We start from the raw sequence: 26,456 nt of genomic DNA, 5'->3' as shown, positions 1-26,456 counted from the left end.
TAATCCCATGATTTTTGCTGTTTTGATTGCCTTGATAATCGCCGCAGTGCTTTATGTCCTGCTGTTTGAGGATTGGGACGAATTTGTCGAATGCGTAAAATTCTGTTTCACCCCCGAAATCATCAGCGCGCTGCGGGGGAAATATTGGGAAGACGTATGGGCGGAAACCAAAATCCTGCTGTGGCTGGGCATCAGCGTGATGGCTGGCGTATCTGCCTATTTCTGGCTCGGCTAGAGTCGGCGTTTCAAGGCAGATACCGTCTTTATTGCCGCGAACAGTAAATAATTGAAAGAAATGTCAAAATGAGCAAAAAACACACTTACCGCACCGTAACAACATGGACGGGCAATCTCGGCGAAGGCACATCATCCTACACCGCTTATTTGCGCAACTTTACCGTTTCCGCCGAGGATAAGCCCGACCTGCACGGTTCCGCCGACCCGGCCTTCCGCGGCGATGCGGGCCGCTGGAACCCCGAAGAAATGCTGTTGGCCGCCGTTTCTGCCTGCCACAAACTATGGTACCTGCACCTGTGTGCCGACGCGGGCATCTGCGTTACCGCCTACACCGATCATGCCGAAGCGGTGATGGACGAAGGCGGGAATGGGAGTGCGGGGCGTTTCGTCTCCGCCGTGTTGAAGCCGCGCGTTACCATCGCCGCAGGAAGCGACCGCGCCAAGGCTTTAGAACTGCATCACGAAGCGCACCGCCTGTGTTTCATCGCCAACTCGGTCAACTTTCCAATTGAATGCCGCGCTGAGATTGAGAGCGGAGAGGCCGTCTGAAAACCGAATGTCTGTTTGGGATGCACGGATAGGTCAAATTCAAATAAGGCATACCTAATGCCGTCATTCCCGCGCAGGCGGGAATCCAGACTTCGATTCTTCAGAAGTATTATTTGAAGATTGCCGTAATCTCAAACTTCTGGATTCCCGCCTGCGCGGGAATGACGGCAATCAAACATTCAAATTTTCGCAAGCAGTCTATTTAAGGTCGTCTGAAAGTTGACAGAACAAGGAACGGAATATGTGGAATTTAATCAACGCCCCCGAAACGGAAATCTTCGGCATCGCCATCGCGCTGATGGTTTTGCTCGGTGTATTGGAAGTCATCTCTATGCTGGCGGGCGGCATCAGCGACTGGCTGGACAACCTGCTGCCTGACAGCCTGACCGAAACCGCGCACGCCGAAGTCGGGCTGGACGCAGCGGACACGGGCGTATTTGTGCGGTTTCTGAGCTGGCTGTATGTCGGGCGCGTGCCGGTGTTGATGTTGATGGTGGTGTTCCTTGCCGTGTACGGACTGACGGGCTACCTGTTTCAGACGACCTTTGCCGCCGTGTTCGGCAGCTATCTGAACGGATGGCTGGCGGCAGTAGCCGTGTGGTTCCTTTCGCTGCCGCTGGTGCGCCTGACGGCGGGCGGACTGTACAAAATCATGCCCAAAGACGAAACCACCGCCGTTTCGCAGGAAAGCCTAATCGGACGCATCGGCACGGTAGTACTGGGCGAAGCACGGGCAGGCAGCGCGGCGCAGGTGCGGGTGAAGGATGTGTACGGGCAACAGCATTATGTGATGGCGGAACCGGATTCCGACGAAGTGTTGAAACAGGGCGACGCGGTGTTGCTGGTGTCGCTGGAGGGAAATACGTTTAAAGCGATTTTGAATCCGAGCGGGAGCTTGGTGGATTGAGGCCGTCTGAAAATGAAGTTCCTGTACATACCTTAATTAGTTACATACTTGATCAGTCTGTTTTTCAAATGGCCACTATCAGCATAATTTAAAAAAATTTATCGTTTAACTCACAAAAAGGAAAAATGAAATGCCAAGAAGATTAGACGCAATTTCTGACGGACTTAAGCAGGCTTTGTTGAATACATCTTTTGAAAATCAGGTGGTTGTTTGGTTAATGCAAGATGGGTGGCAGGTTTTTACCCCCGTTTTGGATCATGGGCATAAAACGGATATTTTAATTTCGGACGGAAAACGTTATTTCCGTATCCAAATCAAAACAGTAGATGCCAATAAGGGTAAGAAGCAAGAAGTATCGAATCAATGGGGAGAAATTAAGATTGATTTTGTTATTTATTTTGCACGAAATGGTGAATGGGGTTGCATTGCTCCAGCATTCTCTGAAAATAAAAAGCCTTTGAATGCCCCTGAACATAAGATGTTCTTATTAAAAAGAAATGAGTTTTTGACTGCTTTTCATACGGTTGATAATTAGCTCGGTAGGTCGGATACTTGAATCCGACAAATTGCCCCGCTTCATCAGTATTGTACATAACCGAAATTGTCGGATTCAAGAATCCGACCTACCTTTAAGACCCTCAGATTTTTAACCTTTCAGACGACCCCAAACCCTAAAAAACCGTCTGAACCGACGCCCCTCAAGTAGTCCGTAGCGTGGGCTTCGCCCACGAAGCAAACATCTCGGATTATCGTTTGATTCAAACGACAGTAAGTCGCGGGCAAAGCCCACGCTACGGTTTGCTCACTTAGCAAATTGGAATAAAGTTATCTATCCTGCTACATTGCATAGGCATTTTCATGGATGGCATGGTGGAAACTGGAAGAAAAGCTTGCAAGGGAAACGAATAAACCCTATTGAAGATTTTTGATTTCGAAAGGAAAGAATGATACACAAATTTTTTGTGAAAGTTTCAACTAATAAAAATGAAATTAAGATTTTGAAAGTTATACGAGCTTTTAATCAAGAACCGATTATTGAAATTCAAAGAAGACTTAAAAATAAAGAAAAGATTCTTGAAACCTTATATTTAGATCTGGAAAAGCTAAGAGAATTCAGAAAAGTACTAAGAAGCATTATAAATCTGGGTGGTGAAATTCATTTATTCCTTGATAGCGAGGACGATGAGGTTAGTCTAAATTTTCTGGATAATACAATTGCTTCTCAGGAAGATACAAAGAATTATATAGAGGAAGAAGACGCCTTCTTACATGATGAGGATGAATAAAAGAATCACAACTTTATAAGTCCTGCTGCGAATTTACTCGCTAAAAATTTTATAAAACTAACAAAAAGCAGCCGTTATAGTCGTTATTTTAAGCTTGGTAGGTTGGATTCTTGAACAAATCGCTCCGCTTCAGCCGTATTGCACATAACCGAAATTGTCGGATTCAAGAATCCGGCCTACCTTTAAAACCCAAAATTTTTAACCTTTCAGACGACCCCAAACCCTAAAAAAACGTCTGAACCCACGCCCCTCAAGGGTATATCGACAACAAGAAAGGAAAACCCATGAACTTAGTTTCCATCGGCATCATCGCTGGCGTCATACTCGTCGCGCTGTTCGTACTCGGCCTCATCCTCACCCGCCTGTACCGCCGCGCCAGCAAAGAAGTCTCCTTCGTCCGCACCGGCTTCGGCGGTGAAAAAGTCATCATGAACGGCGGCGCGATGGTGCTGCCCGTACTGCACGAAATCATCCCCGTCAACATGAACACATTGCGTCTCGAAGTGCGCCGCGCGGCGCAGCAGGCGTTGATTACCCGCGACCGGATGCGCGTTGACGTGATGGCGGAATTTTACGTCCGCGTTAAACCCAGCGCCGAGAGCATCGCCACCGCCGCGCAAACGCTGGGTATGAAAACCATGTCGCCTGACGAATTGAAAGACCTCGTCGAAGGTAAATTCGTCGATGCCCTGCGCGCCGTCGCCGCCGAAATGGCGATGGAAGAGTTGCACGAAAAACGTGTTGATTTCGTTCAGAAAGTGCAACAAGTCGTGAGCGAAGACTTGTTTAAAAACGGTCTCGAACTCGAAACCGTTTCCCTAACCGGCCTCGACCAAACCAGCTTTGAGTTTTTCAACCCGCAAAACGCGTTTGACGCGGAAGGTCTGACCAAATTGACCGAAACCATCGAAGGCCGCCGCAAAAAACGCAATGAAATTGAACAAGACACCGATTTGGCGATTAAAACCAAAAACCTCGAAGCCGAGCAGCAACGCCTGAAAATCTCGCGCGAAGAAGAATACGCCAAACTCGAACAAGAACGCGAAATCGCCGTGCGCCGCGCCGAACAGGAAGCCAGCATCGCCGAGCAGGAAGCGCAGAAAAAACGCGAGGCGGAAGAAGCCAAAATCGCTGCCGAACGCGAAGTGGATTTGAAACGCATCGCCGCCGAACGCGACATTAAAAACGAAGACATCCGCAAAGCCCAAGCCGTCGAGCAGGCGGAGGTCGAGCGCCGCAAAGCCATCGAGCTTGCCGAACAAGACCGCGCCATCGCCGTTGCCGAGAAATCGCGTGCCGAATCCGAAGCCAAAGCCGAGGCCGACAAAGCCCGCGCCGCTGCCGTTCGTGAAGAAGAGAGCGTGATTACCGTACGCGAAACCGAACGCGCCGAACGTGCCAAAGCGGTTGAACTGATTGCCGCCGAAGAAGCCGCGCAAAAAGATGCGATTTCGCTTACTGTCGCCGCCGAAGCCGAGAAACAGGCCGCGCAAGACCGCGCCGAAGCCGTGCGCATCGCCGCCGAAGCCGAAGCCGAGAAACAACGCCTGCAAGCCAAAGGTGAAGCCGATGCCAAAGTCCTGTTGGCACAAGCGCAAGAGCAGCAATACAAAGTCGATGCCGAAGGTACCCGTGCCGTGAACGAAGCCGCCAACGTCCTGAGCGTCGAGCAAGTCGAAATGCAAGTGCGCCTCGCCCTGTTGAAACACCTGCCCGACATCATCCGCGAATCCGTGCGTCCGATGGAAAACATTGACGACATCAAGATTCTGCAAGTCAACGGCTTGGGCGGATTCAGTGGTGCTGCCAACGGCTCCGAAGGCGTGTCGGAAGGTCAAACCACACAAGCCAGCCTCGCCGACCAAATGGTCAACAGCGCACTGCGCTACCGCAGCCAAGCCCCGCTGGTTGACGGCCTCTTGAAAGAATTGGGCCTGAACGGCGGCGACATCAACGGTCTGACGCAAGGGCTGGATAAGGGCATCGGCAAAGAATAAGCCGCGCCGTTAGGAAGGTCTGAAAGCAAAGGTCGTCTGAAAACCCGAAACAGGGTTTCAGACGACCTTTTATAGTGGATTAACTTTAAACCAGTACGGCGTTGCCTCGCCTTAGCTCAAAGAGAACGATTCTCTAAGGTGCTGAAGCACCAAGTGAATCGGTTCCGTACTATCTGTACTGTCTGCGGCTTCGTCGCTTTGTCCTGATTCAAATTTAATCCACTATAAAAACACAAAGGTCGTCTGAAAACCTGTTTTCAGACGACCTTATTATCTTTTCCGGCAAACCTAACTTACCCTCTGCGCAATACGGCGTTGTTGACGTATTTTTGGATGCCGGTGGCGATGGCGTCGGCGCATTGGCGTCGGAAGGAATCGCTGCCGAGCAGCCGCTCTTCGGTCGGGTTGGACAGGAAGGCGGTTTCGACGAGGATGGATGGGATGTCGGGCGCGCGCAGGACGGCGAAGTTGGCTTCGTCAACGCGGCCTTTGTGGAGTTGGTTGAGTTTGCCCAATTCGGTCAGGACGGAATGTCCCAGTTTGCGGCTGTCGCGCATGGTGGCGGTTTGGGTCATGTCGAGAATGGCATTATCGACGCTGCGGTTGCCGCTTTTGGCAACGCCGCCGATGGCGTCGGCGTTGTTTTGGGTTTGGGCGAGGAATTTGGCGGCGGAACTGGTCGCACCTTTGGTGTTGAGCATGTAAACGCCGGTACCGCGCGCAGACGGGCTGGTGAAGGCATCGGCGTGGATGGAAACGAACACGTCGGCATTGCGGGCGCGGGCTTTGGCGACGCGCACGCCCAATGGGATGAAGATGTCTTCGTTGCGGGTCATGTAAACGGTGTAGCCTATGCTTTCAAGGCGGTTTTTGGCTTCGCGGGCGATGGAGAGGACGACGTTTTTCTCTTTCAAGCCGCTCGGACCGATCGCACCGGGGTCTTCACCGCCATGACCGGGGTCTATCATGACGACAGGACGGCGTCCGCCGCGGTTGGAGCGGGGAGGTACGTCTTGGGCAATGTCCGTGCGTTCGGCAGGACGTTGCGTTTGCATGCGTTTCGGCGGATTGCCGTTGAGCAGCGCCATCATCGGATCGTTGGCATCGACGCCGTGCGGATAGAGGTCGATGACGAGGCGGTTTTTAAAGCCGCCGACAGGGGCAAGCGAGAAGACTTGCGGATAGGCGTTTTGCTTGAGGTCGATCACGACGCGCACGGTCGTAGGGGTGTTTTGTCCGGCGCGGATGCTGCGGATATAGGGGTCGTCGGGCAGGACTTTGCCGGAAATGCCTTGCAGGACACTGTTGATGTTGGCGTTTTGGATGTCGACGACGAGCCTGCCGGGGTTTTCCAAGGCGAAATGCTGATATTGCAGGGCGCGCGAGCTTTCGATGGTGATACGGGTATAGGCGTGCGAAGGCCAAATACGGGCGGCGACGAATTGGGCGGGCGGCGCGGCTTTGGCGAGGGCGGAGGCGATCGGTGTGAGGGTGAACAACAGTCCGGCGGCTTGGCGGACGACTTGTCTTCGTGTCAGTTTGAATTTAACCATGCTTCTAAACTTTTTTGTCCGTTGGCAGTGTGTACGGTAGCGGTGCAGGTTCTGCCCTGCTCGGCGTGATTCAGAGATACGGTGATGTCTGCGGGCGGCGTGAACGCGCCGCCCTGTTGCGGCCATTCGATGATGCAGACGCTGTCAGGGGAGAACAGGTCGTCCAGACCCGCATCTTCCCACTCTTCGGGCGAGGCAAAGCGGTAAAGGTCGAAATGATGGAGCGTGAACGCTTCCAGCGGGTAGGATTCGACGATGGCGTAGGTCGGGCTTTTGACCGCGCCGGTGTGTCCGAGTCCGCGCAGGATGCCGCGCGTGAACGTGGTTTTCCCCGCGCCCAAATCGCCTTGCAGATGGATGACCAATGGCGCACGCAGCGATTTTGCCCAACTTCCGCCCAACTCGAGTGTGGACTCTTCGTCGGGAAGCCGGCGGGAAAAGGTTGCGCCCTCGCTCATGAAATCAGCCTTGTCGTGTTCTAAAAACCTTAATTATGCTGGATTTACGGGCATTTGCAAACATAAGGGAGGATAAAGTTAGATAAAGATGTTCAATCGGCATCTTTGCCGCCTGCCGTCCAAACGCCGCAGAGGTCGTCTGAAAACACCGTTTCCACACAACTCAACCCCTTTCAGACGACCTCGTCCCTGTTAAGCCTTGCGCCGAACGTGTACAATCCGCCTCATCATACCTAATCCGTACAAACCGCATCATGACTATCAGCAAACAACGCCCCATCGGCGTTTTCGATTCCGGCGTCGGCGGCCTGACCAACGTCCGCGCCCTGATGGAACGCCTGCCGATGGAAAACATCATCTACTTCGGCGACACCGCCCGCGTTCCCTACGGCACCAAATCCCGCGCCACCATCGAAACCTTCGCCATGCAGATTGTCGATTTCCTGCTGGAAAACGATGTCAAGGCGCTCGTCATCGCGTGCAACACCATTGCCGCCGTTGCCGGACAGAAAATCCGCCAAAAAGCAGGCAATATGCCTGTATTGGACGTGATTTCCGCCGGCGCACAGGCCGCTCTGAACACCACGAGCAACAACAAAATCGGCATCATCGCCACCAACACCACCGTCAACAGCAACGCCTACGCCCGCGCCATCCACGCCCAAAACCCCGACACGCTCGTGCGCACGCAGGCGACGCCGCTGCTCGTGCCGCTGGTGGAAGAAGGCTGGCTCGACCACGAAGTAACCCGCCTGACCGTGCGCGAATACCTCAAACCGCTTTTGGTGGACGACATCGACACACTCGTCCTCGGCTGCACCCACTTCCCGCTGCTCAAGCCCCTGATCGGCAAAGAAGCGCAAAACGTCGCCCTGGTCGATTCCGCCATCACCACCGCCGAAGCGACCGCCCAAGCGCTCGCCCAAGCAGGGCTGCTCAACACTGAAAACGACAGCCCCGACTACCGCTTCTACGTCAGCGACATCCCTCTGCGCTTCCGCACCATAGGCGAACGCTTCCTCGGACGCAGCATGGAACAAATCGAAATGGTCTCGCTGGGATAAGGCATATCCCGCATACCAAAACGAGAGGTCGTCTGAAAACCCGTGTTTTGAGTTTTCAGACGACCTTTGTTCCATTTCCTGTCCGAGATTAGAAACTGTAATTCACCCGCGCCGTATAAGTGCGCGGCGCGCCGGGCATGGCGTCGGAACGCCAGTATTTTTGATTGAACAGATTGCCGATGGCGAAAGTGAGGTTCAGATTTTTGCGGTTCCAGCCGAGCATGGCGTCGGTGCGGACGAAGCCGGGAAGCGTGGTGACTTCTTTGTTTCTTGAATCGTAGCCGTAGCGTTTGCCCGTACCGGTTACGCCGATTTCGCCGTAGAGGTTTTCGGTCGGCGTGTAACGGAAGAACAGGTTGCCGGTCACGTTGCTGGTGTTGTCCAAATGGATGCCCACTCGGTCGGGATTTTCTTTGTCTTCAACGACTTTCGCCTGCATCACGCCCAACGAGCCGCGCAGATAGAGTTTTTTGGGGATGATTTGTCCGATGGCGGACAGCTCTACGCCGCGCGAACGGTGTTTGCCGCCAACTGCCCAAGTGTAGGGATCATTTTGCGCGTCGGGACGGTAGCGGATATTGAAGCGTTCGATTTGGTAGGCGGACAATGTGGTGCTGAGGCGGTCATCCAGCCAACTGCTTTTGACACCGGTTTCGTATTGGCGGGTGTATTCGGGATCGGAGTTGAACACGGCGGAAGACGAAGTGTCGATGCTCAAATAGCCGCCGCGTCCGCCATAAGGTGCGAAGCCTTTGTTATATGAGGCGTAGAGCGTGTGGGCGGGTGTTACGTTCCACACTGCGCCGATGTTGGGGCTAAACGAGTGGCCGCTGTATTGGCGGCTGCTGTCGGTGAGTTTGTTTTCGGAATTAAAGGTGTATTTGTCGTAACGGCCGCCGAGGACGAATTTCAAGTCGGGCGTGGCGGAGAAGATGTTTTGCACAAAGATGCCGTAGGAGTCGGCTTTGTGGCGGTTTCGGGTGAGGACGGGTTGCAATCTGCCCGAAGCCGGCCAGCTTGCGCGGTCGTAGGGGTCGATGGAGGCGGAGAAGGCGCGGTTGTAACCCAATGTCGGGTTGCGGTGTTCGCGGCTGTAATCCAAGCCTACGGTCAGGTGGTTTTCAAAACGGCCGATGTTGTAGTCGCCGTTGAGCGTGAAGTTGGACGACAGGGTTTTGTTATCGGTCTGCTGCCAGGCGTAATTGCGCTTGATTAGGCTGCCGTTTTCGCTGCCTGCATAGAAATGGTCGAAATCCTGCGCCGCCGTGCGGTGGGCGAGCTGCCATTGGGCGCGCCATTTGTCATTGAAGGAATATTCAAGGTCGGAACGCCAGACTTGCAGCTTGTCTTTGACAAAATCGTTCGGGTGGGCGAAACCCATGCGGTAAGGCAGTCCGAAACGGTCGTACACGGACTTGGTCGGACTGCGGTCGGGCGTGCGCTCCACATTGTCGTAGGTGTATTGGCCCGTCCATTTCAAACCGTTGTCGAGTTTGATGGTAATGCTGGGCGAAACCATGACGTTTTTGCTGTCTATGCCGCTGCGGAACGAATTAGCGCGCCCGACTTCGCCGGTGAGGCGGATGGCGACGTTTTTGTTCAGCACTTCGTTGATGTCCATATTCAGGCTGCGGTTTGCCCACGAGCCGTAAACCGCACCGATGTTGCGGCTTTGTTTGAAATTGGCGTATTTGCTGACCATATTGATGACGCCGCCGCCGTTGGTGCGTCCGTACAGGACGGAAGACGGGCCTTTCAGGATTTCCACGCGCTCAATGTTGGCGGTGCTGCGGCGGACCTGCCCGCTTTCGCGCACGCCGTCGCGGTAAATATCGGATGCGTCGGCCTGGAAGCCGCGCAGGAAAATACTTTCGCCGCGCATATCGTAGGCAGCGTCAATACCGGCGTTGCCTTCGAGGATGGAACTCAAATCGTTCGTGCCGTAGTTTTTGTTTTTCTGGATGTTGAGCGTATCGACGGTTTGCGGCGTTTCTTTGATGAGCTGGCCGTTGCGGGTAACGGCGGCTTCATCGTAGTTGATGTAGCCTTTGAGTACGCTGGTGTCGGACTGTCCGACCACGGTAACGGTGGGCAGAATATTGCATGTTCAACTCGAAAGGTGAAGGGATGCGGCATTATAGGAAATATTTTTGCTTAATCGAAATAATTGATAATAATTATCTTTATTTATGACAAATCGTGTTTATATTTTGCAACGAAGCAGCCATAAACCGAAAGGTCGTCTGAAAAGCCCTGTTTCGGGTTTTCAGACGACCTTTGCAATATTCAGACTCAACGTTCGGAAGGCTCAAACCTTCTTCAAAACCACCATATGCCGTTCTGCATCCAAGCCTGGGACGTGGAGGGCTTCGACGCGTTCGACGGCGACGGTGTCGGGGAGTTTGGCGATTTCTTCTTCAGGATACACGCCTTTCATGGCGACCCAGCGGCCGCCGTCTTTCAGCAGATGTGCCGTCCAGTTGACGAAGTCGGCGAGTTCGGCGAAGGCGCGGCTGGTGATGATGTCGGCTTGGAGGTCTTGAACGGCTTCGACGCGGCCGCTGACGACGCGGACGTTACTTAGTCCGAGTTCGATGACGGCTTGTTGCAGGAAGGCGGTTTTTTTGGTGTTGGCGTCCAGAAGGGTGATGTTGAGGTCGGGACGGCAGATGGCGGCGGGAATGCCGGGCTGTCCGCCGCCGGAGCCGACATCCAGCATGGTGTGCGCGCCTTGGAGGTAGGGGAGCAGGGTCAGGCTGTCGAGCAGGTGGTGGCTGACCATTTGCGCTTCGTCGCGCAGGGCGGTGAGGTTGTAGGTCTTGTTCCACTTTTTGAGCAGGCCGGTATAGGCGAGCAGCAGGGTTTGCTGTTCTGCGGATAGGTCCAAACCTAATGCCTGTATGCCTGATTGGAGTTGCTGTGTCGGGGTCATGGTGTTTGTCCGTGTTTGTGTTGGGCGTTATGGTAGCGGAAAAAAAGGTCGTCTGAAAGGCGTGGGCGGGCGGGGATAAGGTTGTCGGGACGGCGGGTTGTAGCGTGGGCTATGCCCGCGAAACTTGCCGCCTGACAATTTGAATCCGTTCATTATTTTTGCACTCATGTCGCGGGCAAAGCCCACGCTACGGGTTTCAGACGACCTTTGGGTGTTTTCGAGGAGCGGTTGGTATTTAATTTTCCGAGCGAGTTGTAGCGTAGGCTACGCCCACAAAACTTGCTGCCTGACAATCCGAATCTGTCTGTCGTCTTTACACTCATGTCGCGGGCAAAGCCCACGCTGCGGGTTTCAGACGACCTTCCCTGCGTTTTCCAGCATCAGGACGAATTGTGCCAAATCTTGCGGCAGCGGGGCTTTTAAGATGAGTTTTTCGCCTGTCAGCGGGTGGTCGAGGTGCAGCTCGGCGGCGTGCAGGAACATCCGTTTCAAACCGAGTTTCTGAAGGCGTTTGTTGGCTTGGTAATCGCCGTAGCGTTCGTCACCGGCGATGGGGCAGTGCTGCGATTGGAGGTGGACGCGGATTTGGTGGGTGCGTCCGGTTTTCAGGGTGGCTTGCACGAGGGTGAGGTGCGAGAGGCCGACTTGGTGCAGGAGGTCGTCTGAAAAGCGGTTGAGCACGCGGAAGATGGTGTGCGCGGATTGTCCTTCTTCGCTGACGCGCACCATTTTTTCGCCTTGTGCGCCGGTGTATTTGAACAGGGGCAGTTTGACGTGGAAGCTGTCGTTCGGCAGTTTGCCTACGCCCAGTGCGAGGTAGATTTTTTTGGGGTGGTCGTTGCGGATGGCTTCGTGCAGTTTGACGAGCGCGCTGCGTTTTTTGGCGATCATCAGGAGGCCGCTGGTGTCTTTGTCGAGGCGGTGGACGAGTTCGAGATAGCGGGCTTCGGGGCGGGCGCGGCGGATTTGTTCGATGACGCCGAAGCTCACGCCGCTGCCGCCGTGGACGGCGGTGCCTGCGGGTTTGTCGATGACGAGCAATGCGTCGTCTTCGTAGATGATGGTAAATTCGCGTGCGGGTACGGCTTGGGCGCGGTTTTCAGACGACCTTTGTTTTTCGGCGGTGCGCACGGGCGGGATGCGGAGCAGGTCGCCGGTTTGGATGCGGCTGTCAGGCTTGCAGCGTTTTTTGTTCAGGCGCACTTCGCCGGCGCGGATAATGCGGTGGATATGGCTTTTAGGTACGCCTTTGAGGATTTTTATCAGATAGTTGTCAAGGCGTTGTCCGGCTTCGTGTTCGGCGACGGTAATCAGGCTGACTGAATCTTTGCTTATTGCGTGCGTTTTCATCTATAATCCCGAACATCCGTTTCGGCAGAAACCTGTACAAACAGGCCGTATGGGACGGATGGTATTGTTAAAACGAGATTTTATATTAAAAACGCACTCTGCAAAGCATTTTCCCTGCGTTTATGCCAAAGCCCGTAAACGCAGGAGCGTGATTAAGTTTGATTTGATTTTGCCGATTTGACCGGGCATAAGACGAGGGACGGGTGTTTGACAAACCTGCCGCGCCGCACCGTTCGAAACTTCCGGCATAACGATAATAAGAAGATGTCGGCTACCTGTTTTCCAAGCCGGGCCTGTACCGTCCGGACTTCGGCGGCGGACGGAGTGTTCCGCCGCATTGTTCTTTATTGCCTTCTTTATCCGTATCCTTCCGCACACGGCCGCATTGTTTTGGGCGACGTGCAACCTTGCGGACTTCAATTCAAAAACTGATTGCTCATCCGGGTTTCTGCATTCCGCGCCGAAAAGGGGCGCGGGCTATGCCCAATCCCGCCCGCCTCGCAGAGTGTCTGACAAAGAGCAGGCAGGTCGTCTGAAAAGGCTGCCCGCCTGTGCGAGGTAATGATTATGAAAAGAATGTTGTTCAATGCAACGCAGGCCGAAGAGCTGCGCGTTGCCATTGTCGATGGGCAAAACCTTTTGGATTTGGACATCGAAACGCTGGGTAAAGAGCAGCGCAAAGGTAATATTTATAAGGGTATCATCACCCGCATCGAGCCGTCGCTGGAAGCGTGTTTCGTAGATTACGGAACCGACCGCCACGGCTTTTTGCCGTTTAAGGAAGTATCGCGTTCGTATTTCCAAGATTACGAAGGCGGCAGGGCGCGTATTCAGGACGTGCTCAAAGAAGGCATGGAAGTCATCGTCCAAGTCGAAAAAGACGAACGCGGCAACAAAGGCGCGGCGCTGACCACCTTCATCAGCCTTGCCGGACGCTATCTGGTATTGATGCCCAACAACCCGCGCGGCGGCGGCGTATCCCGCCGTATCGAAGGCGAAGAGCGTCAAGAACTCAAAGCCGCTATGGCCGAACTCGACATTCCGAACGGCATGAGCATCATTGCCCGCACCGCCGGCATCGGCCGCAGCGCGGAAGAGTTGGAATGGGATTTGAACTACCTCAAACAGCTTTGGCAGGCCATCGAAGAAGCCGGTAAGGCGCACCACGAACCCTACCTCCTCTTCATGGAAAGCTCGCTGCTCATCCGCGCCATCCGCGACTATTTCCGTCCCGACATCGGCGAAATTCTGGTGGACAATCAAGAGGTTTATGACCAAGTTGCCGAGTTTATGAGCTACGTCATGCCGAGCAACATAGGTCGTCTGAAACTCTATGAAGACCACACGCCGCTGTTCTCCCGCTTCCAAATCGAACACCAAATCGAAAGCGCGTTTGCCCGCAGCGTCAGCCTGCCTTCCGGCGGCGCGATTGTGATCGACCACACCGAAGCCCTCGTTTCCATCGACGTCAACTCCGCCCGCGCGACACGCGGCGCGGACATCGAAGACACCGCGTTCAAAACCAATATGGAAGCCGCCGAAGAAGTCGCCCGCCAAATGCGTCTGCGCGACTTGGGCGGTTTGGTCGTCATCGACTTCATCGACATGGAAAACCCCAAGCACCAGCGCGATGTTGAAAACGTCCTGCGCGACGCGCTCAAAAAAGACCGCGCCCGCGTGCAAATGGGCAAACTCTCCCGCTTCGGCCTCTTGGAATTGAGCCGCCAACGCCTGAAACCCGCCTTGGGCGAAAGCAGCCACGTCGCCTGCCCGCGCTGCGCCGGCACCGGCGTCATCCGCGGCATCGAATCAACCGCCCTGCACGTTTTGCGCATCATTCAAGAAGAGGCGATGAAAGACAATACCGGCGAAGTGCACGCCCAAGTGCCCGTCGATGTCGCCACCTTCCTGCTGAACGAAAAACGCGCCGAGCTGTTTGCGATGGAAGAGCGTTTGGACGTCAACGTCGTCCTGATTCCGAATATTCACTTGGAAAACCCGCACTACGAAATCAACCGCATCCGCATCGACGACGTAGAAGAAGACGGCGAACCGAGCTACAAACGCGTTGCCGAGCCGGAAGAAGACGAATCCGCCAAACCTTTCGGCAGCGAAAGAGCCAAAGCCGCCCGTCCCGAACCCGCCGTCAAAGGCGTGCGCCATACCCAGCCTGCCCCGACCGTATCCGAGCAGAAAAGCGGTTCATGGTGGGATACCTTCAAAGCATGGCTCAAACGCATTTTCGGCGGCAATACCGCAGCCGAACCCGCGCCTGTTGCCGAAGTGGCAGAAAAACGCACTTCAAACGGCAACAACCGCAACGGCAATTCCGGCAACCGCCGCGCAAACAACCGCCGTCAAAACCCGCGCCGCAACAATAGGCACGACGGCAGCAAGGTAGAAGTGCGCGAAGTGGCGGACTTTAAAGACAAAGCAGCGGACAATCAGGCGGCGGAAAACGAAACCCGCAACGCCAAAGACAACCGCCGCAGCCGCAACCGCCAAAACGAGCGTAACGCCGCCGCGGAAGCCGAAAACCTCGAAGTCCAAGCACTTGCCGCCGCAACGTCGTCTGAAAACGAATCCCGTTCGGGCGAACAGACGCAAGGCAACAAACGCCGCCGCAACAACAACCGCAACGAACGCAACCGCGAACAAGCGGAAATCCGTGCGGAAGAAACCTTGTCCGAAGCAGTGGACAATGCAGCGGAAGAGGGCGTGCAAACCGCCGATAACGATGCACCGAAAGGCAACGACCGCCGCCAACGCGAGCGCAACAACCAACGCGACCGCCGCGAACGCAACAATCAGCGCGACCGCCGTCAAAACGGTAAAAAACGCAATATTCCGTCTGCCGCCAAAATCGAGCAGTACCTGAATATCCACGATACCGCCGACAAAGTCCGCTTCGCCGCCGCGCACGTCATGGGCGAGCCCGTCGAAGAAGAACCGTTTGCCGTAACCATCCCCGCTCCCGAGGATAGTGCCGAGCCTTTGGTTGTCGTCGTTTCCGAACCCGTTGCGGCCACTGAAGAAGCCTTCGTGTTCTCCATCGAAGGCGAAGAAGCGGACAGCGGCATCCTGATCGAAGACAGCACCGACGACGAATGCAGCATCATCGACTCCGCCATCGGCAGCGTTGAAGATACCCCGACCTCCGTGTTCGCCATCGAAACCGAAGACGGCTACCAACCGATGACCGCCGTCCCTGCCGAAGGTGAAGCCGAAGCCGTCGCCGAAATGGAGGAAGAGCTGGTCGTTTGGAAAGCCGAACGTGAAGCCGCCGCCGCCATCGAAGCCCTTGCCGCCGCCGCAGCGGCCGCCGCAGCCGCCCAAGCAGCAGAATCCGAGCCGCAAACTGCGCCGGAAGCAGGCCAAGCGGAAGCGACCGAGCCGGAAGAAACTGTCCCTGCCGTTGCCGCGATGCCCGACTTAGGCGGTTTGGTGTTCGTCGAAACCAATCCCGAAGCCGTCGCCGCCTTTGCCGAACAGGTGCAGCCCGAACCCGAATCCGGCCTGCGCCGCGCGGACGTGCCGAAAGTCGAAGCCGAACCCGTCGCTGCTGCCGAAATGGTTTTGGTGGAAACGCGTAAAGACTGAAGGCTGAAAGAAGAGGGCATCGTTAAGATGCCCGAATCGACAAAAAGGTCGTCTGAAACCGTAAATCCGGTTTCAGACGACCTTTGCCTGTTTAAAAAAGATTATTTGAAGCGGTAGCCGACAGTAGCCATGTAGCTGTTGTTGTGGACTTTCAAATTGTCTTTTTTATAACGGGTTTGCTCCCATTCGGCGCCGACTTCGACATTCGGTGTAACGGCGTATTTCGCGCCCACGCCGTAGCCGAGGCCGTTCATATTGTTGCGTTTCGCGCCCAGATTGTTGAAGCGGCCGTAGTGGTAGCCGACCTTACCGTAAGCCAGCGCATTGTCGGTCAGGCGGTAGCCTTGGACGTAGGAAACGTTGGCATCGACTTTTTGTTTCGCATTGCCCGCGATTTTGCGGTGCAGCGGTTTGACACCGGCTTCAACGCCGCCAATCCAGTTGCTTTGTCCGAATTGTGTGTTGTAGCTGCCGCGTACGGCAACGTCGCCTTTGGTTTTTTCGTTCAGATTGACATTGCGCACATCACTTTTGGTTGCGCCCGCGCCGACTTCCAAGCCTGCGCCGGTAAAAGAACCGTCAGCGAAAGTGATGGCGGAAGCGGTAGCCAATAAAACAGTCAGTAAGGTTTTTTTCATGATAATGCTCCTTCACGGATAAACAGGAAGCGTGTTTCTGCTTCCGACGAATCCAGTATCGGATGCTTGCGGATGAGCCGCAACCGCCTTTGCCGAGGCGTTACCCATCTTCTCAAGTGCTTAACGTTTGTAATTCATTGAAACGGCTGAATTTGTATCGTCCGAAATATCGAGGTGCGCGATTTATAATTTGCGTGAAGTGCGATGAAAAGTATGAAGATTTATGAACCTTGCTGTGTGGAGAGGGGTGCGTTTGGCAGCGGAGGCGGAGTGCGGAGAAAATGATAAAGGCTTAAATGGCGGTTTACATTGGTTGGTGTGGCTTTATTGCCATAAGCGCGACAAAGGTCGTCTGAAAACTGGGTTTTTGGGTTTTCAGACGACCTTTTTTATCGTGTTTGTATGATTTTTTTCTGATTTCTTTATGCGAAGGTTATAATCCCTGCTTCTTCCAATTTCCCGCCAAAGAGAAATATAGTGGATTAAATTTAAATCAGGACAAGGCGACGAAGCCGCAGACAGTACAGATAGTACGGCAAGGCGAGGCAACGCCGTACTGGTTTAAATTTAATCCACTATATTATGAATAAAACTCTGAAATTAAGCATGTTGGCACTTATTGCCACGTTTTCCCTGACAGCTTGCAGCAATAAAACCCCCGATACTTCTTCAACTACGACCACGCCTTCATCCCTTGACGGTACAACTGCAAAAGAGACTGAGGCGTCTGCTGAATCAGATAAATCTTCATCTTTCAAAAGTCAGGTTGAAAAAGATAGCTATGCAGTGGGGATAGTAATGGGCGGCTCTGTGAAGCAGCTAAAGGATCTGGGTTTTGAGGTCGATATGAAAGCCTTCTTTAATGCCGTACAGTCTGTATATGATGGTAAACAGACCAAATTGAGTGAACCAGAAGCCAGCACAGCTCTGATGGGAATCATGGAGGAACTCCACTACAAAGCAAACAAAAAATACGAGGAAGAAGCACGAGCCAATAAAGAAAAAGGTGAGGCTTTTTTGAAAGAAAATGCCACTAAAGAGGGCGTGAAAACAACAGCATCCGGTTTGCAGTACAAAATGATCAAAGAGGGTACAGGCAGACAGCCTCGGAAAAACGATCTCGTACATGTCGAATATGAAGGCCGCCTGATTGACGGTACTGTCTTCGACAGCAGTAAAGAAGGTGTAAGTGATGATGGAGTAGGCGGCATTATCTCTTTTCGGCTTGACCAAACCATACCGGGCTGGATAGAAGGTTTGCAGCTTTTGAAAGCAGGCGGCGAGGCTACCTTTTATATTCCTGCCAAACTCGCTTACGGAGAAGAAAAGCTTGGCAATAAAATCGGTCCGAATTCCGTTTTGATATTCGACGTCAAATTGGTCAAAATCGACAGAAACGGCAAACATCGTATTCGGTAATCTGCTTCTTCCGGCAAAGAGGGCATTAAGATTAGCGCTCATGCAAAACTGGGTGTTGGTTCTGGTTAAAGCCAATCCGATGGTTGCGCTCTCCCTAAAACCTTCTTGATAAGGGGCGGATAATCGCCGTATCAAATATAGTGGATTAACTTTAAACCAGGACGGCGTTACCTCGCCTTAGCTCAAAGAGAACGATTCTCTAAGGTGCTGAAGCACCAAGTGAATCGGTTCCGTACTATCTGTACTGTCTGCGGCTTCGTCGCCTTGTCCTGATTTAAAGTTAATCCACTATATTGAATGAATAAAGGTCGTCTGAAAACCTGGTTCTTGGGTTTTCAGACGACCTTTGTCTTACCTGAAATCGGGTGTTTACGAAATCAGGTTCAAATCGCTGATGCGGTCGTAGAGGCGGTCGGGGTCGTTGCCTTCTTCGTGCATTTGGATGCGCAGGCGCAGGTCGTTGGTGGAAACGGCTTGGCGCAGGGCTTCGTCGTATTCGATTTGACCTTGGATGTAGAGTTCGAACAGGTGTTGGTCGAAGGTCTGCATGCCGTCTGTGCCGGAGCGCATCATGAGTTCGCGGATTTCCATGAGTTCGCCTTTGAAAATCAAATCCTGCATGGCGGGCGTGTTGAGCAGCAGGTCGACGACGGCGGTACGCTGGCTACGGTTTTTCTTGATGGCGAGGCGCTGGCCGATGATGCCGGTCAGGTTGAGCGCCAAATCCATGAGGACTTGTTTGCGTCGGTCTTCTTGGTAGAAGTTGATGATACGCTCGATGGTTTGGGCGGCGGTGTTGGCGTGGATGGTGAAGACGCACAAGTGGCCGGTTTGGGCAAGCTGGAGGGCGTATTCCATACTGGCTTCGCTGCGCACCTCGCCGATACAGACGACGTCGGGCGCTTGACGCATTGCGCTTTGGACGGCGATTTTCCAGTCGTTGGTGTCGATACCGACTTCGCGCTGGGTGAAGATGCTGCGGCGGGGTTTGTAGATGAATTCGATCGGGTCTTCGATGGTGACGATGTGGCCGGGCATTTTGTGGTTGCGGTAGTCGAGCATGGATGCCATGGTGGTCGATTTACCGGAACCGGTCGGGCCGGCAAGGATCAGCAGGCCGCGCGGGGAAAGTGAGAGGTCTTTGAGTTTGGCGGGCAGGCCGAGACTCTCCATTTCGGGGATTTCTTGGTTGATGCGGCGCAAGACCATGCCGACGCGGCCTTGTTCGTGGTAGGCGTTGACACGGTAACGGGTGTTGCTGCGGGATTGGACGGAGTAGTTGAGTTCCCATTCGCGGTTGAAGGTCTCAAGCTGCTCGGGGTTCATGGTGGATTCGACGATGGCGGCTGTGTCTTCGCCGGTCAGGGCTTTGTGCGGGACGGGGGTCAGGGTGCCGCTGACTTTGACGGCAGGCGGGAAGCCTGCGCTGATGAAGATGTCGGATGCGCCGCGTTTTTCTGCTTCGACGCACATGCGGTCGAGCAGGGGATGGAGGTGTGTGCCGATTTCGGCAGGGGTGGGGATGTGCGGCGGTTGGTTTTTTTGCGAGTAGGCTTGCACCATTTCGCTGAGTAAGTCGTGTAAAGGGGTTGTTTCGCTCATTTTGTGTACTCTTTATCAGTAAGTGAATATTGAGACCGGCGGGCGGTTTGTTTGTTATTGGGTGTTGCCTGCCTTGCGGAGGTCGTCTGAAAACGGGAAACGGGTTTCCTCGTTGTGTAAACTGCGTTTTCAGACGACCTGGTTTGTTCCCGATAATGGAATGTATTTATCAGACGATGGTCATGCTGTCGCTGTTTTGCGCTTTGCTACGGGCTACGTCGGGGCTGATGGTGCCTTGGCGGACGAGGGTTTGCAGCGCTTGGTCGAGGGTTTGCATGCCGTGTGATTGACCGGTTTGCAGCGCGGAGTTGATTTGGGCGATTTTGTTTTCGCGGATCAGGTTGCGCACTGCGGGGGTGGAAATGAGGATTTCGTGTGCGGCGACACGGCCGTTGCCGTCGCGGGTTTTCAGCAGGGTTTGCGAAATAACTGCGCGCAGGGATTCGGACAACATCGAACGCACCATTTCTTTTTCGCCGGCCGGGAATACGTCAACGATACGGTCCACGGTTTTGGCGGCGCCGGTGGTGTGCAGCGTACCGAATACCAAGTGGCCGGTTTCGGCGGCAGTCAGCGCGAGGCCGATGGTTTCGGGGTCGCGCATCTCGCCTACGAGGATTACGTCGGGGTCTTCACGCAATGCGGAACGCAGGGCGTTGGCGAAGCTGTGGGTGTGTTGGTGCAGCTCGCGCTGGTTGACGAGGGCTTTTTTACTTTGGTGGACGAACTCGATCGGGTCTTCGATGGTGAGTATGTGTGCGGGTTGGGTTTCGTTGATGTAGTTGATCATCGCCGCCAGCGTGGTGGATTTACCGGAACCGGTCGGGCCGGTTACCAATACCAAGCCGCGCGGGTTGTCGGCGATTTTTTGGAAAATACGCGGGGCGCGCAGGTCTTCCAGCGTCAATACGGCGCTCGGAATGGTACGGAAGACGGCGGCAGGGCCGCGGTTGGAGGTAAATGCGTTGACACGGAAGCGGGCGACGTTGGGCAGCTCGAAGGAGAAGTCCACTTCCAAATCTTGTTGGAACAGTTTGCGCTGGTGGTCGTTCATGACCGAAGTAACCATGTTGCCGACTTCTTCGGCGGACATTTCGGGCAGGTTGATGCGGCGGATATCGCCGTGAACGCGGATCATGGGGGACATTCCGGCGCTTAAGTGAAGGTCGGAAGCTTTGTTTTTGACGCCGAAAGCGAGTAAGTCGGTAATCTGCATAATGTGGCCTTGTTTTAGTTTAGAATAATGAGGCGGAACCCGATTTAAAATGCGGATGCGGAATGCCGGGCATTTCCCTGTTCAGGTTCCGATAAATTGTATTATTTTAAATACATAAACCGTTCAGACCAAGTAAAATTTTCAAAATCGCTGTAATTGATGTAATAAAGGAAGAAATCATGTCGGTATTGCAACAAAATTATGCGGAGGTGTGCCGCCGCATTGCCGAAGCCGAGCAAAAGGCGGGCAGGCAGGCGGGCGAAGTGGGTCTGATTGCCGTCAGCAAAACCTTCCCTTCAGACGACATCCGCGAGGTATATGCCGCAGGGCAGCGCGATTTTGGTGAAAACTATATTCAGGAGTGGTACGAAAAAACGGAAACGCTCGCGGATTTGCCCGACATTGTTTGGCACGTCATCGGCGATGTGCAGTCAAACAAGACCAAATTTGTCGCCGAACGCGCGCATTGGGTGCATACGATAGGTCGTCTGAAAACCGCCCGCCGCCTGAGCGAACAGCGTCCGTCCGAAATGCCGCCTTTGCAGGTGTGCATCGAAGTCAATATCGCGGGCGAGGAGGCGAAACACGGCGTTGCGCCCGATGAGGCGGTCGCGCTGGCGGTGGAAGTGGCGAAGTTGCCGAATGTGGTCGTACGCGGGTTGATGTGTGTCGCCAAAGCCGACAGCGATGATGAAGAATTGCGTGTTCAGTTCCAAACCATGCAGAAACTGCTTGCCGACCTGAATGCGGCGGGTGTACACGCGGATGTGTTGTCTATGGGAATGTCTGACGATATGCCTGTGGCGGTCGCGTGCGGCGCAACGCATGTGCGCATCGGCAGCGCGATCTTCGGCAGACGGGAACCAAAAGGGAAAGACAGCCAATAAAACAGATTATCTCGGTCATTTTACTTTGTTTGACGATAACGGGTTGTCGGTTGATGGACTGGTATCTATGTTCGTCCTTGTCAGACTGGTGCAAGCTCAAAAAGCCGGAGGCAATAGATTTTTGAAAAAACAAGGTTTATACCGAACATCGCTGCCTGAAAGCGTCCGTTGGTAAAAAGGTCGTCTGAAATTTTCCGCTTTGGTGGGAACGGCATTTCAGACGACTCCAAGTAAAATGTATTTCATTTAAAAATTTAAGGAAATTTATGAACATCTACTTTTTAGGCGGTGGCAATATGGCAGCCGCCATCGCGGGCGGATTGGTCAAACAGGGCAGATACCGCATCCACATCGCCAACCGCGGCGCGGAAAAACGCGAGCGTTTGGCAAAAGAATTGAATGTTGAAGTTTCTGAATCCCTGCCCGAACTGCATTCAGACGACGTTTTGATTCTTGCCGTCAAGCCGCAGGATATGGAAGCCGCGTGCCGCAACGTTCGTGTCAACGGCGCATTGGTGCTATCCGTCGCTGCCGGTTTGTCTATTGATACCCTCAGCCGCTACCTTGGCGGAATACGCCGCATTGTCCGCACCATGCCCAATACGCCGGGAAAAATCGGTTTGGGCGTATCTGGCATGTTTGCCGAAGCCGAAGTATCCGAAGCCGACCGCGCCACCGCCGACCGGATTATGCGTTCCGTCGGTTTGACCGTTTGGCTGGACGAAGAAGACAAGTTGCACAATATCACCGGCATTAGCGGCAGCGGTCCTGCCTACGTCTTTTACCTGCTTAGCGCGCTGCAAGCCGCCGCTCAGGCGCAAGGGTTCAGCGAAGAAGATGCCCGCGCCCTCAGTCTCGCCACGTTTAAAGGTGCAGTCGCCTTGGCAGAGCAAAGCGGCGAAGACTTCGCGCAATTGCAGCAAAACGTTACTTCCAAAGGCGGAACCACCCACGAAGCCATCGAAACGTTCAAATCATGCCGCGTCGCCGAAGCCATTGCCCAAGGCGTGGAAGCCTGCGTCAAGCGTTCGCAGGAAATGGCACAACAATATAAGGTCGTCTGAAAATGCGCGGAGATTTATTGATATTGCTTGCCGACGGCATCGTTATCCTGTGTTTGGCACGTCTCTTCCTGCAAGCGGCGGGATTGAGTGAAAATCATGCGCTCTTGGCGTTCAGCAAGCGATCAACCGATTGGCTGGTCAACCCGCTGCATAAAATTCTGCCGGTTAAAAAATACGACCCAGCCTGCCTGTTGTCAGGACTGTTGTTATATTACATCGCATTCACCTTCATTACTTTAGTGGCGCAGCCTACCGCATTCAGCGCAAAAATCATCATCGCCAATTTTATACTGGCAGTATTGAATACAATTAAATCAGCGGCTTATGTGTTGTTGATAGGGTTGTTTATCCGCATGGCGCTCAGTATTAAAGATCCCTATTCCCAACTTTCCGTCGCGTTGGAACGGATATATCGCCCCATACTTTCTCCTGTGCAGTTTTTAAAGTACGGACGCTACGATTTTTCAGGTAGTATATTGGCATTATTACTGTGGATCTGGTTAAGCAGTCTATCGCCCCAAATTACCCGCCAAATCAACTTGTGGCTACTGCAATAGACAGCGAGTTCATTAAGAATTTGCAGTATGACGTAAGCAAAATGCAAAAAAGTGAAAATCAAAAACACGACTGTGAAAACATGGTATCATGCCGCCATTTCCAAACGGGCTTGAGAAAAGAAGTCCTAAGAAATCAATAAAATAAACCACTTGAGTAGTATTTTGTTTCCTGCAATAGATTGAAAGAAAAATTATGGCAAAGCTGACAGAACAAGACATTTTGAATTGGGACGGCCCGGAAGAAGACTACATGAATAGCGATCAGTTGGCATTCTTCCGCGAACTGCTGGTAAAAATGCAAGACGAACTGATTGAAAACGCATCTGCCACCACCGGCCACCTGCAAGAACACGAATCGGCTCCCGATCCTGCCGACCGCGCTACTCAAGAAGAAGAGTACGCGCTGGAATTGCGTACCCGCGACCGCGAGCGCAAACTTCTAGGCAAAGTACAAGCAACCATCCGCAGCATTGACGAAGGCGAATATGGCTTCTGCGCAGATACCGGCGAGCCCATCGGCCTCAAACGCCTCCTTGCCCGCCCGACTGCTACACTTTCCGTAGAAGCACAAGAACGCCGCGAACGCATGAAAAAACAGTTTGCCGACTAAGTATAACGAAATCGGCTAATTGAATTAGACAGTAAGAAAATGAAAAGGTCGTCTGAAAGAGGTTTCAGACGACCTTTGCTGTTGATTGAGTTTGGTTTGAGAATATTTTGAAATAAAAGTCTTTGTATTTCAGGTTGTTGTTTAGTTTTGTGGGATTTTTTGTTGTTTGGGAGTTGACGGTTTTTGAGGAGGGGGGTATAGTTCGGTTCTTCGCTGCTTCGGCGGTGATTGAACGAACAGGTAAGTATATCACAGTTGGTCTGATTTTTCGAGGTTTTAAGAAAAGTTTTGATTGACAATGAGATGAAATGCTTTATAATTCGTTTTCGCTCTTTAACAAAACAGATTACCGATAAGTGTGAGTGCGACAGCCTCACACTGTTTGAAAGACAGACAAGATGATGTTTTAGACATTGTCCTGTTGGTTTCTTTGAAGCAGACCAGAAGTTAAAAAGTTAGAGATTGAACATAAGAGTTTGATCCTGGCTCAGATTGAACGCTGGCGGCATGCTTTACACATGCAAGTCGGACGGCAGCACAGAGAAGCTTGCTTCTTGGGTGGCGAGTGGCGAACGGGTGAGTAACATATCGGAACGTACCGAGCAGTGGGGGATAACTAATCGAAAGATTAGCTAATACCGCATATCTTCTGAGGAAGAAAGCAGGGGACCATTTGGCCTTGCGCTGTTTGAGCGGCCGATATCTGATTAGCTAGTTGGTGGGGTAAAGGCCTACCAAGGCGACGATCAGTAGCGGGTCTGAGAGGATGATCCGCCACACTGGGACTGAGACACGGCCCAGACTCCTACGGGAGGCAGCAGTGGGGAATTTTGGACAATGGGCGCAAGCCTGATCCAGCCATGCCGCGTGTCTGAAGAAGGCCTTCGGGTTGTAAAGGACTTTTGTCAGGGAAGAAAAGGGCGGGGTTAATACCCCTGTCTGATGACGGTACCTGAAGAATAAGCACCGGCTAACTACGTGCCAGCAGCCGCGGTAATACGTAGGGTGCGAGCGTTAATCGGAATTACTGGGCGTAAAGCGGGCGCAGACGGTTACTTAAGCAGGATGTGAAATCCCCGGGCTCAACTTGGGAACTGCGTTCTGAACTGGGTGACTAGAGTGTGTCAGAGGGAGGTAGAATTCCACGTGTAGCAGTGAAATGCGTAGAGATGTGGAGGAATACCGATGGCGAAGGCAGCCTCCTGGGATAACACTGACGTTCATGCCCGAAAGCGTGGGTAGCAAACAGGATTAGATACCCTGGTAGTCCACGCCCTAAACGATGTCGATTAGCTGTTGGGCAGCATGACTGCTTAGTAGCGAAGCTAACGCGTGAAATCGACCGCCTGGGGAGTACGGTCGCAAGATTAAAACTCAAAGGAATTGACGGGGACCCGCACAAGCGGTGGATGATGTGGATTAATTCGATGCAACGCGAAGAACCTTACCTGGTCTTGACATGTACGGAACCCTCCAGAGACGGAGGGGTGCCTTCGGGAGCCGTAACACAGGTGCTGCATGGCTGTCGTCAGCTCGTGTCGTGAGATGTTGGGTTAAGTCCCGCAACGAGCGCAACCCTTGTCATTAGTTGCCATCATTAAGTTGGGCACTCTAATGAGACTGCCGGTGACAAGCCGGAGGAAGGTGGGGATGACGTCAAGTCCTCATGGCCCTTATGACCAGGGCTTCACACGTCATACAATGGTCGGTACAGAGGGTAGCCAAGCCGCGAGGTGGAGCCAATCTCACAAAACCGATCGTAGTCCGGATTGCACTCTGCAACTCGAGTGCATGAAGTCGGAATCGCTAGTAATCGCAGGTCAGCATACTGCGGTGAATACGTTCCCGGGTCTTGTACACACCGCCCGTCACACCATGGGAGTGGGGGATACCAGAAGTAGGTAGGGTAACCGCAAGGAGCCCGCTTACCACGGTATGCTTCATGACTGGGGTGAAGTCGTAACAAGGTAGCCGTAGGGGAACCTGCGGCTGGATCACCTCCTTTCTAGAGAAAGAAGAGGTTGTTGCATTCACACTTATCGGTAAACTGTAGAAGATGCGGAAAAATGCTTGAGTGAAGACAAGGTTCGCTTAAGAAGAGAATCCGGGTTTGTAGCTCAGCTGGTTAGAGCACACGCTTGATAAGCGTGGGGTCGGAGGTTCAAGTCCTCCCAGACCCACCAAGAACGGGGGGCATAGCTCAGTTGGTAGAGCACCTGCTTTGCAAGCAGGGGGTCATCGGTTCGATCCCGTTTGCCTCCACCAATACTTTCCAAATCAAAGCGAGTTAAAAAGGCAGTGTAACTGCTTTCTTTTTTTCCAAAGAGAAGTCTGCTGACGAATCAGTTTGACGGAAAAAGAAAGGCTGCTATAATAATCAGCTCATTTTGATTTGCGAAGTAAATAGCAATATTGAACGCATCGATCTTTAACAAATTGGAAAGCCGAAATCAACAAACAAAGACAATGTGTCTGTTTTTGATGATTGACCGATTGCAAACGGTCAGTTGTCTCCTGGATAGGAAAAGAA

Annotated in this window: 21 protein-coding genes, 2 tRNA genes, 1 rRNA gene and 2 pseudogenes; 18 read left to right on the top strand and 8 right to left on the bottom strand. The window is 53.2% G+C overall.

Features of this window, described 5'->3' with window-relative positions:
• Positions 1 to 7: 7 nt before the first annotated feature.
• The 6 genes from H3L95_RS10190 (at position 8) to H3L95_RS10165 (ending at position 4,976) form a co-directional block, all read left to right on the top strand.
• Complete coding sequence (locus tag H3L95_RS10190; RefSeq protein ID WP_003759841.1) at positions 8 to 235, top strand: hypothetical protein; 228 nt, start codon at positions 8 to 10, stop codon at positions 233 to 235.
• Positions 236 to 303: 68 nt separating this feature from the next.
• Complete coding sequence (locus H3L95_RS10185) at positions 304 to 786, top strand: OsmC family protein (protein WP_003759838.1); 483 nt, start codon at positions 304 to 306, stop codon at positions 784 to 786.
• A 241-nt stretch (positions 787 to 1,027) separates the two neighbouring features.
• Positions 1,028 to 1,693, top strand: a complete 666-nt coding sequence (locus H3L95_RS10180) for a YqiJ family protein (protein WP_003759837.1) — start codon at positions 1,028 to 1,030, stop codon at positions 1,691 to 1,693.
• Between the two features lie 130 nt (positions 1,694 to 1,823).
• Entirely contained in the window at positions 1,824 to 2,228 is a 405-nt protein-coding gene (locus tag H3L95_RS10175; protein ID WP_003759835.1) for a hypothetical protein, read from the top strand.
• A gap of 409 nt (positions 2,229 to 2,637) precedes the next feature.
• Complete coding sequence (locus H3L95_RS10170) at positions 2,638 to 2,979, top strand: hypothetical protein (protein WP_003759831.1); 342 nt, start codon at positions 2,638 to 2,640, stop codon at positions 2,977 to 2,979.
• A gap of 284 nt (positions 2,980 to 3,263) precedes the next feature.
• Positions 3,264 to 4,976: a flotillin family protein gene (locus H3L95_RS10165; RefSeq protein ID WP_003759828.1), complete on the top strand. Its 1,713-nt coding sequence runs from the start codon at positions 3,264 to 3,266 to the stop codon at positions 4,974 to 4,976.
• Positions 4,977 to 5,269: 293 nt separating this feature from the next.
• Here the strand turns inward: H3L95_RS10165 and H3L95_RS10160 are convergent, their stop codons facing one another.
• Positions 5,270 to 6,529 carry an N-acetylmuramoyl-L-alanine amidase gene (locus H3L95_RS10160; protein ID WP_003759824.1) on the bottom strand — a complete coding sequence of 420 codons (1,260 nt, stop codon included), beginning with the start codon at positions 6,527 to 6,529 and terminating at the stop codon, positions 5,270 to 5,272.
• Positions 6,511 to 6,987 carry a tRNA (adenosine(37)-N6)-threonylcarbamoyltransferase complex ATPase subunit type 1 TsaE gene (gene tsaE, locus H3L95_RS10155; RefSeq protein WP_003759820.1) on the bottom strand — a complete coding sequence of 159 codons (477 nt, stop codon included), beginning with the start codon at positions 6,985 to 6,987 and terminating at the stop codon, positions 6,511 to 6,513. The genes H3L95_RS10160 and tsaE overlap by 19 nt, the downstream gene beginning before the upstream one ends.
• A gap of 254 nt (positions 6,988 to 7,241) precedes the next feature.
• Between tsaE and murI the strand changes: the two genes are divergently transcribed.
• Positions 7,242 to 8,051: a glutamate racemase gene (murI, locus tag H3L95_RS10150; protein WP_003759816.1), complete on the top strand. Its 810-nt coding sequence runs from the start codon at positions 7,242 to 7,244 to the stop codon at positions 8,049 to 8,051.
• An 88-nt stretch (positions 8,052 to 8,139) separates the two neighbouring features.
• Here the strand turns inward: murI and H3L95_RS10145 are convergent.
• The 3 genes and pseudogenes from H3L95_RS10145 to H3L95_RS10135 form a co-directional block, all read right to left on the bottom strand.
• A pseudogene (locus H3L95_RS10145) lies at positions 8,140 to 10,146 on the bottom strand (TonB-dependent receptor); the annotation flags it as partial.
• Between the two features lie 213 nt (positions 10,147 to 10,359).
• The gene (rsmG, locus tag H3L95_RS10140; RefSeq protein WP_003759807.1) at positions 10,360 to 10,983 is read right to left on the bottom strand and encodes a 16S rRNA (guanine(527)-N(7))-methyltransferase RsmG; all 624 of its coding nucleotides are present in this window, start codon (positions 10,981 to 10,983) and stop codon (positions 10,360 to 10,362) included.
• A gap of 351 nt (positions 10,984 to 11,334) precedes the next feature.
• Positions 11,335 to 12,333 (bottom strand): RluA family pseudouridine synthase, encoded by a 999-nt coding sequence (locus H3L95_RS10135; RefSeq protein ID WP_040668784.1) that lies wholly within the window; start codon positions 12,331 to 12,333, stop codon positions 11,335 to 11,337.
• Between the two features lie 567 nt (positions 12,334 to 12,900).
• Here H3L95_RS10135 and H3L95_RS10130 point away from each other — a divergent pair.
• The gene (locus H3L95_RS10130; RefSeq protein ID WP_182096149.1) at positions 12,901 to 15,933 is read left to right on the top strand and encodes an Rne/Rng family ribonuclease; all 3,033 of its coding nucleotides are present in this window, start codon (positions 12,901 to 12,903) and stop codon (positions 15,931 to 15,933) included.
• Positions 15,934 to 16,034: 101 nt separating this feature from the next.
• On the opposite strand, the gene H3L95_RS10125 is transcribed toward H3L95_RS10130, so the two are convergent.
• Positions 16,035 to 16,571: a porin family protein gene (locus H3L95_RS10125; protein WP_003759792.1), complete on the bottom strand. Its 537-nt coding sequence runs from the start codon at positions 16,569 to 16,571 to the stop codon at positions 16,035 to 16,037.
• 223 nt (positions 16,572 to 16,794) lie between these two features.
• Here H3L95_RS10125 and H3L95_RS10120 point away from each other — a divergent pair, with 223 nt between their 5' ends.
• The 3 genes and pseudogenes from H3L95_RS10120 (at position 16,795) to H3L95_RS10110 (ending at position 17,990) form a co-directional block, all read left to right on the top strand.
• Entirely contained in the window at positions 16,795 to 16,977 is a 183-nt protein-coding gene (locus tag H3L95_RS10120; protein ID WP_003759788.1) for a hypothetical protein, read from the top strand.
• Between the two features lie 58 nt (positions 16,978 to 17,035).
• Positions 17,036 to 17,152 (top strand): annotated as a pseudogene (locus tag H3L95_RS10115) (IS5/IS1182 family transposase); the annotation flags it as partial.
• Between the two features lies 1 nt (position 17,153).
• Positions 17,154 to 17,990, top strand: coding sequence for an FKBP-type peptidyl-prolyl cis-trans isomerase N-terminal domain-containing protein (locus H3L95_RS10110; RefSeq protein ID WP_003759786.1), 837 nt, complete (start codon positions 17,154 to 17,156; stop codon positions 17,988 to 17,990).
• 369 nt (positions 17,991 to 18,359) lie between these two features.
• Here the strand turns inward: H3L95_RS10110 and H3L95_RS10105 are convergent, their stop codons facing one another.
• Together H3L95_RS10105 and H3L95_RS10100 are read right to left on the bottom strand one after the other, a co-directional pair.
• Positions 18,360 to 19,592: a PilT/PilU family type 4a pilus ATPase gene (locus tag H3L95_RS10105; RefSeq protein WP_003759784.1), complete on the bottom strand. Its 1,233-nt coding sequence runs from the start codon at positions 19,590 to 19,592 to the stop codon at positions 18,360 to 18,362.
• A 169-nt stretch (positions 19,593 to 19,761) separates the two neighbouring features.
• Positions 19,762 to 20,808, bottom strand: coding sequence for a type IV pilus twitching motility protein PilT (locus H3L95_RS10100; RefSeq protein WP_003759783.1), 1,047 nt, complete (start codon positions 20,806 to 20,808; stop codon positions 19,762 to 19,764).
• 179 nt (positions 20,809 to 20,987) lie between these two features.
• On the opposite strand from H3L95_RS10100, the gene H3L95_RS10095 reads away from it, so the two are divergent.
• From H3L95_RS10095 to H3L95_RS10065, 7 genes are all read left to right on the top strand, one after another.
• Entirely contained in the window at positions 20,988 to 21,695 is a 708-nt protein-coding gene (locus tag H3L95_RS10095; RefSeq protein ID WP_003759781.1) for a YggS family pyridoxal phosphate-dependent enzyme, read from the top strand.
• A gap of 266 nt (positions 21,696 to 21,961) precedes the next feature.
• Positions 21,962 to 22,759: a pyrroline-5-carboxylate reductase gene (gene proC, locus H3L95_RS10090; RefSeq protein ID WP_003759777.1), complete on the top strand. Its 798-nt coding sequence runs from the start codon at positions 21,962 to 21,964 to the stop codon at positions 22,757 to 22,759.
• Positions 22,760 to 22,761: 2 nt separating this feature from the next.
• Positions 22,762 to 23,316 carry a YggT family protein gene (locus H3L95_RS10085; RefSeq protein ID WP_003759775.1) on the top strand — a complete coding sequence of 185 codons (555 nt, stop codon included), beginning with the start codon at positions 22,762 to 22,764 and terminating at the stop codon, positions 23,314 to 23,316.
• 193 nt (positions 23,317 to 23,509) lie between these two features.
• Positions 23,510 to 23,926 carry an RNA polymerase-binding protein DksA gene (gene dksA / locus H3L95_RS10080; RefSeq protein ID WP_003744416.1) on the top strand — a complete coding sequence of 139 codons (417 nt, stop codon included), beginning with the start codon at positions 23,510 to 23,512 and terminating at the stop codon, positions 23,924 to 23,926.
• 464 nt (positions 23,927 to 24,390) lie between these two features.
• Positions 24,391 to 25,931, top strand: a 16S ribosomal RNA gene (locus tag H3L95_RS10075).
• Between the two features lie 101 nt (positions 25,932 to 26,032).
• Positions 26,033 to 26,109 (top strand) — tRNA-Ile (locus tag H3L95_RS10070).
• A gap of 6 nt (positions 26,110 to 26,115) precedes the next feature.
• A tRNA-Ala gene (locus tag H3L95_RS10065) sits at positions 26,116 to 26,191 on the top strand.
• Positions 26,192 to 26,456 lie beyond the last annotated feature (265 nt).

The organism is Neisseria sicca, assembly GCF_014054945.1.
Lineage (GTDB): Bacteria > Pseudomonadota > Gammaproteobacteria > Burkholderiales > Neisseriaceae > Neisseria > Neisseria sicca.
The sequence above is the reverse complement of the archived record's forward strand: the minus strand, read 5'-3'. Positions and strand labels throughout refer to the sequence as shown.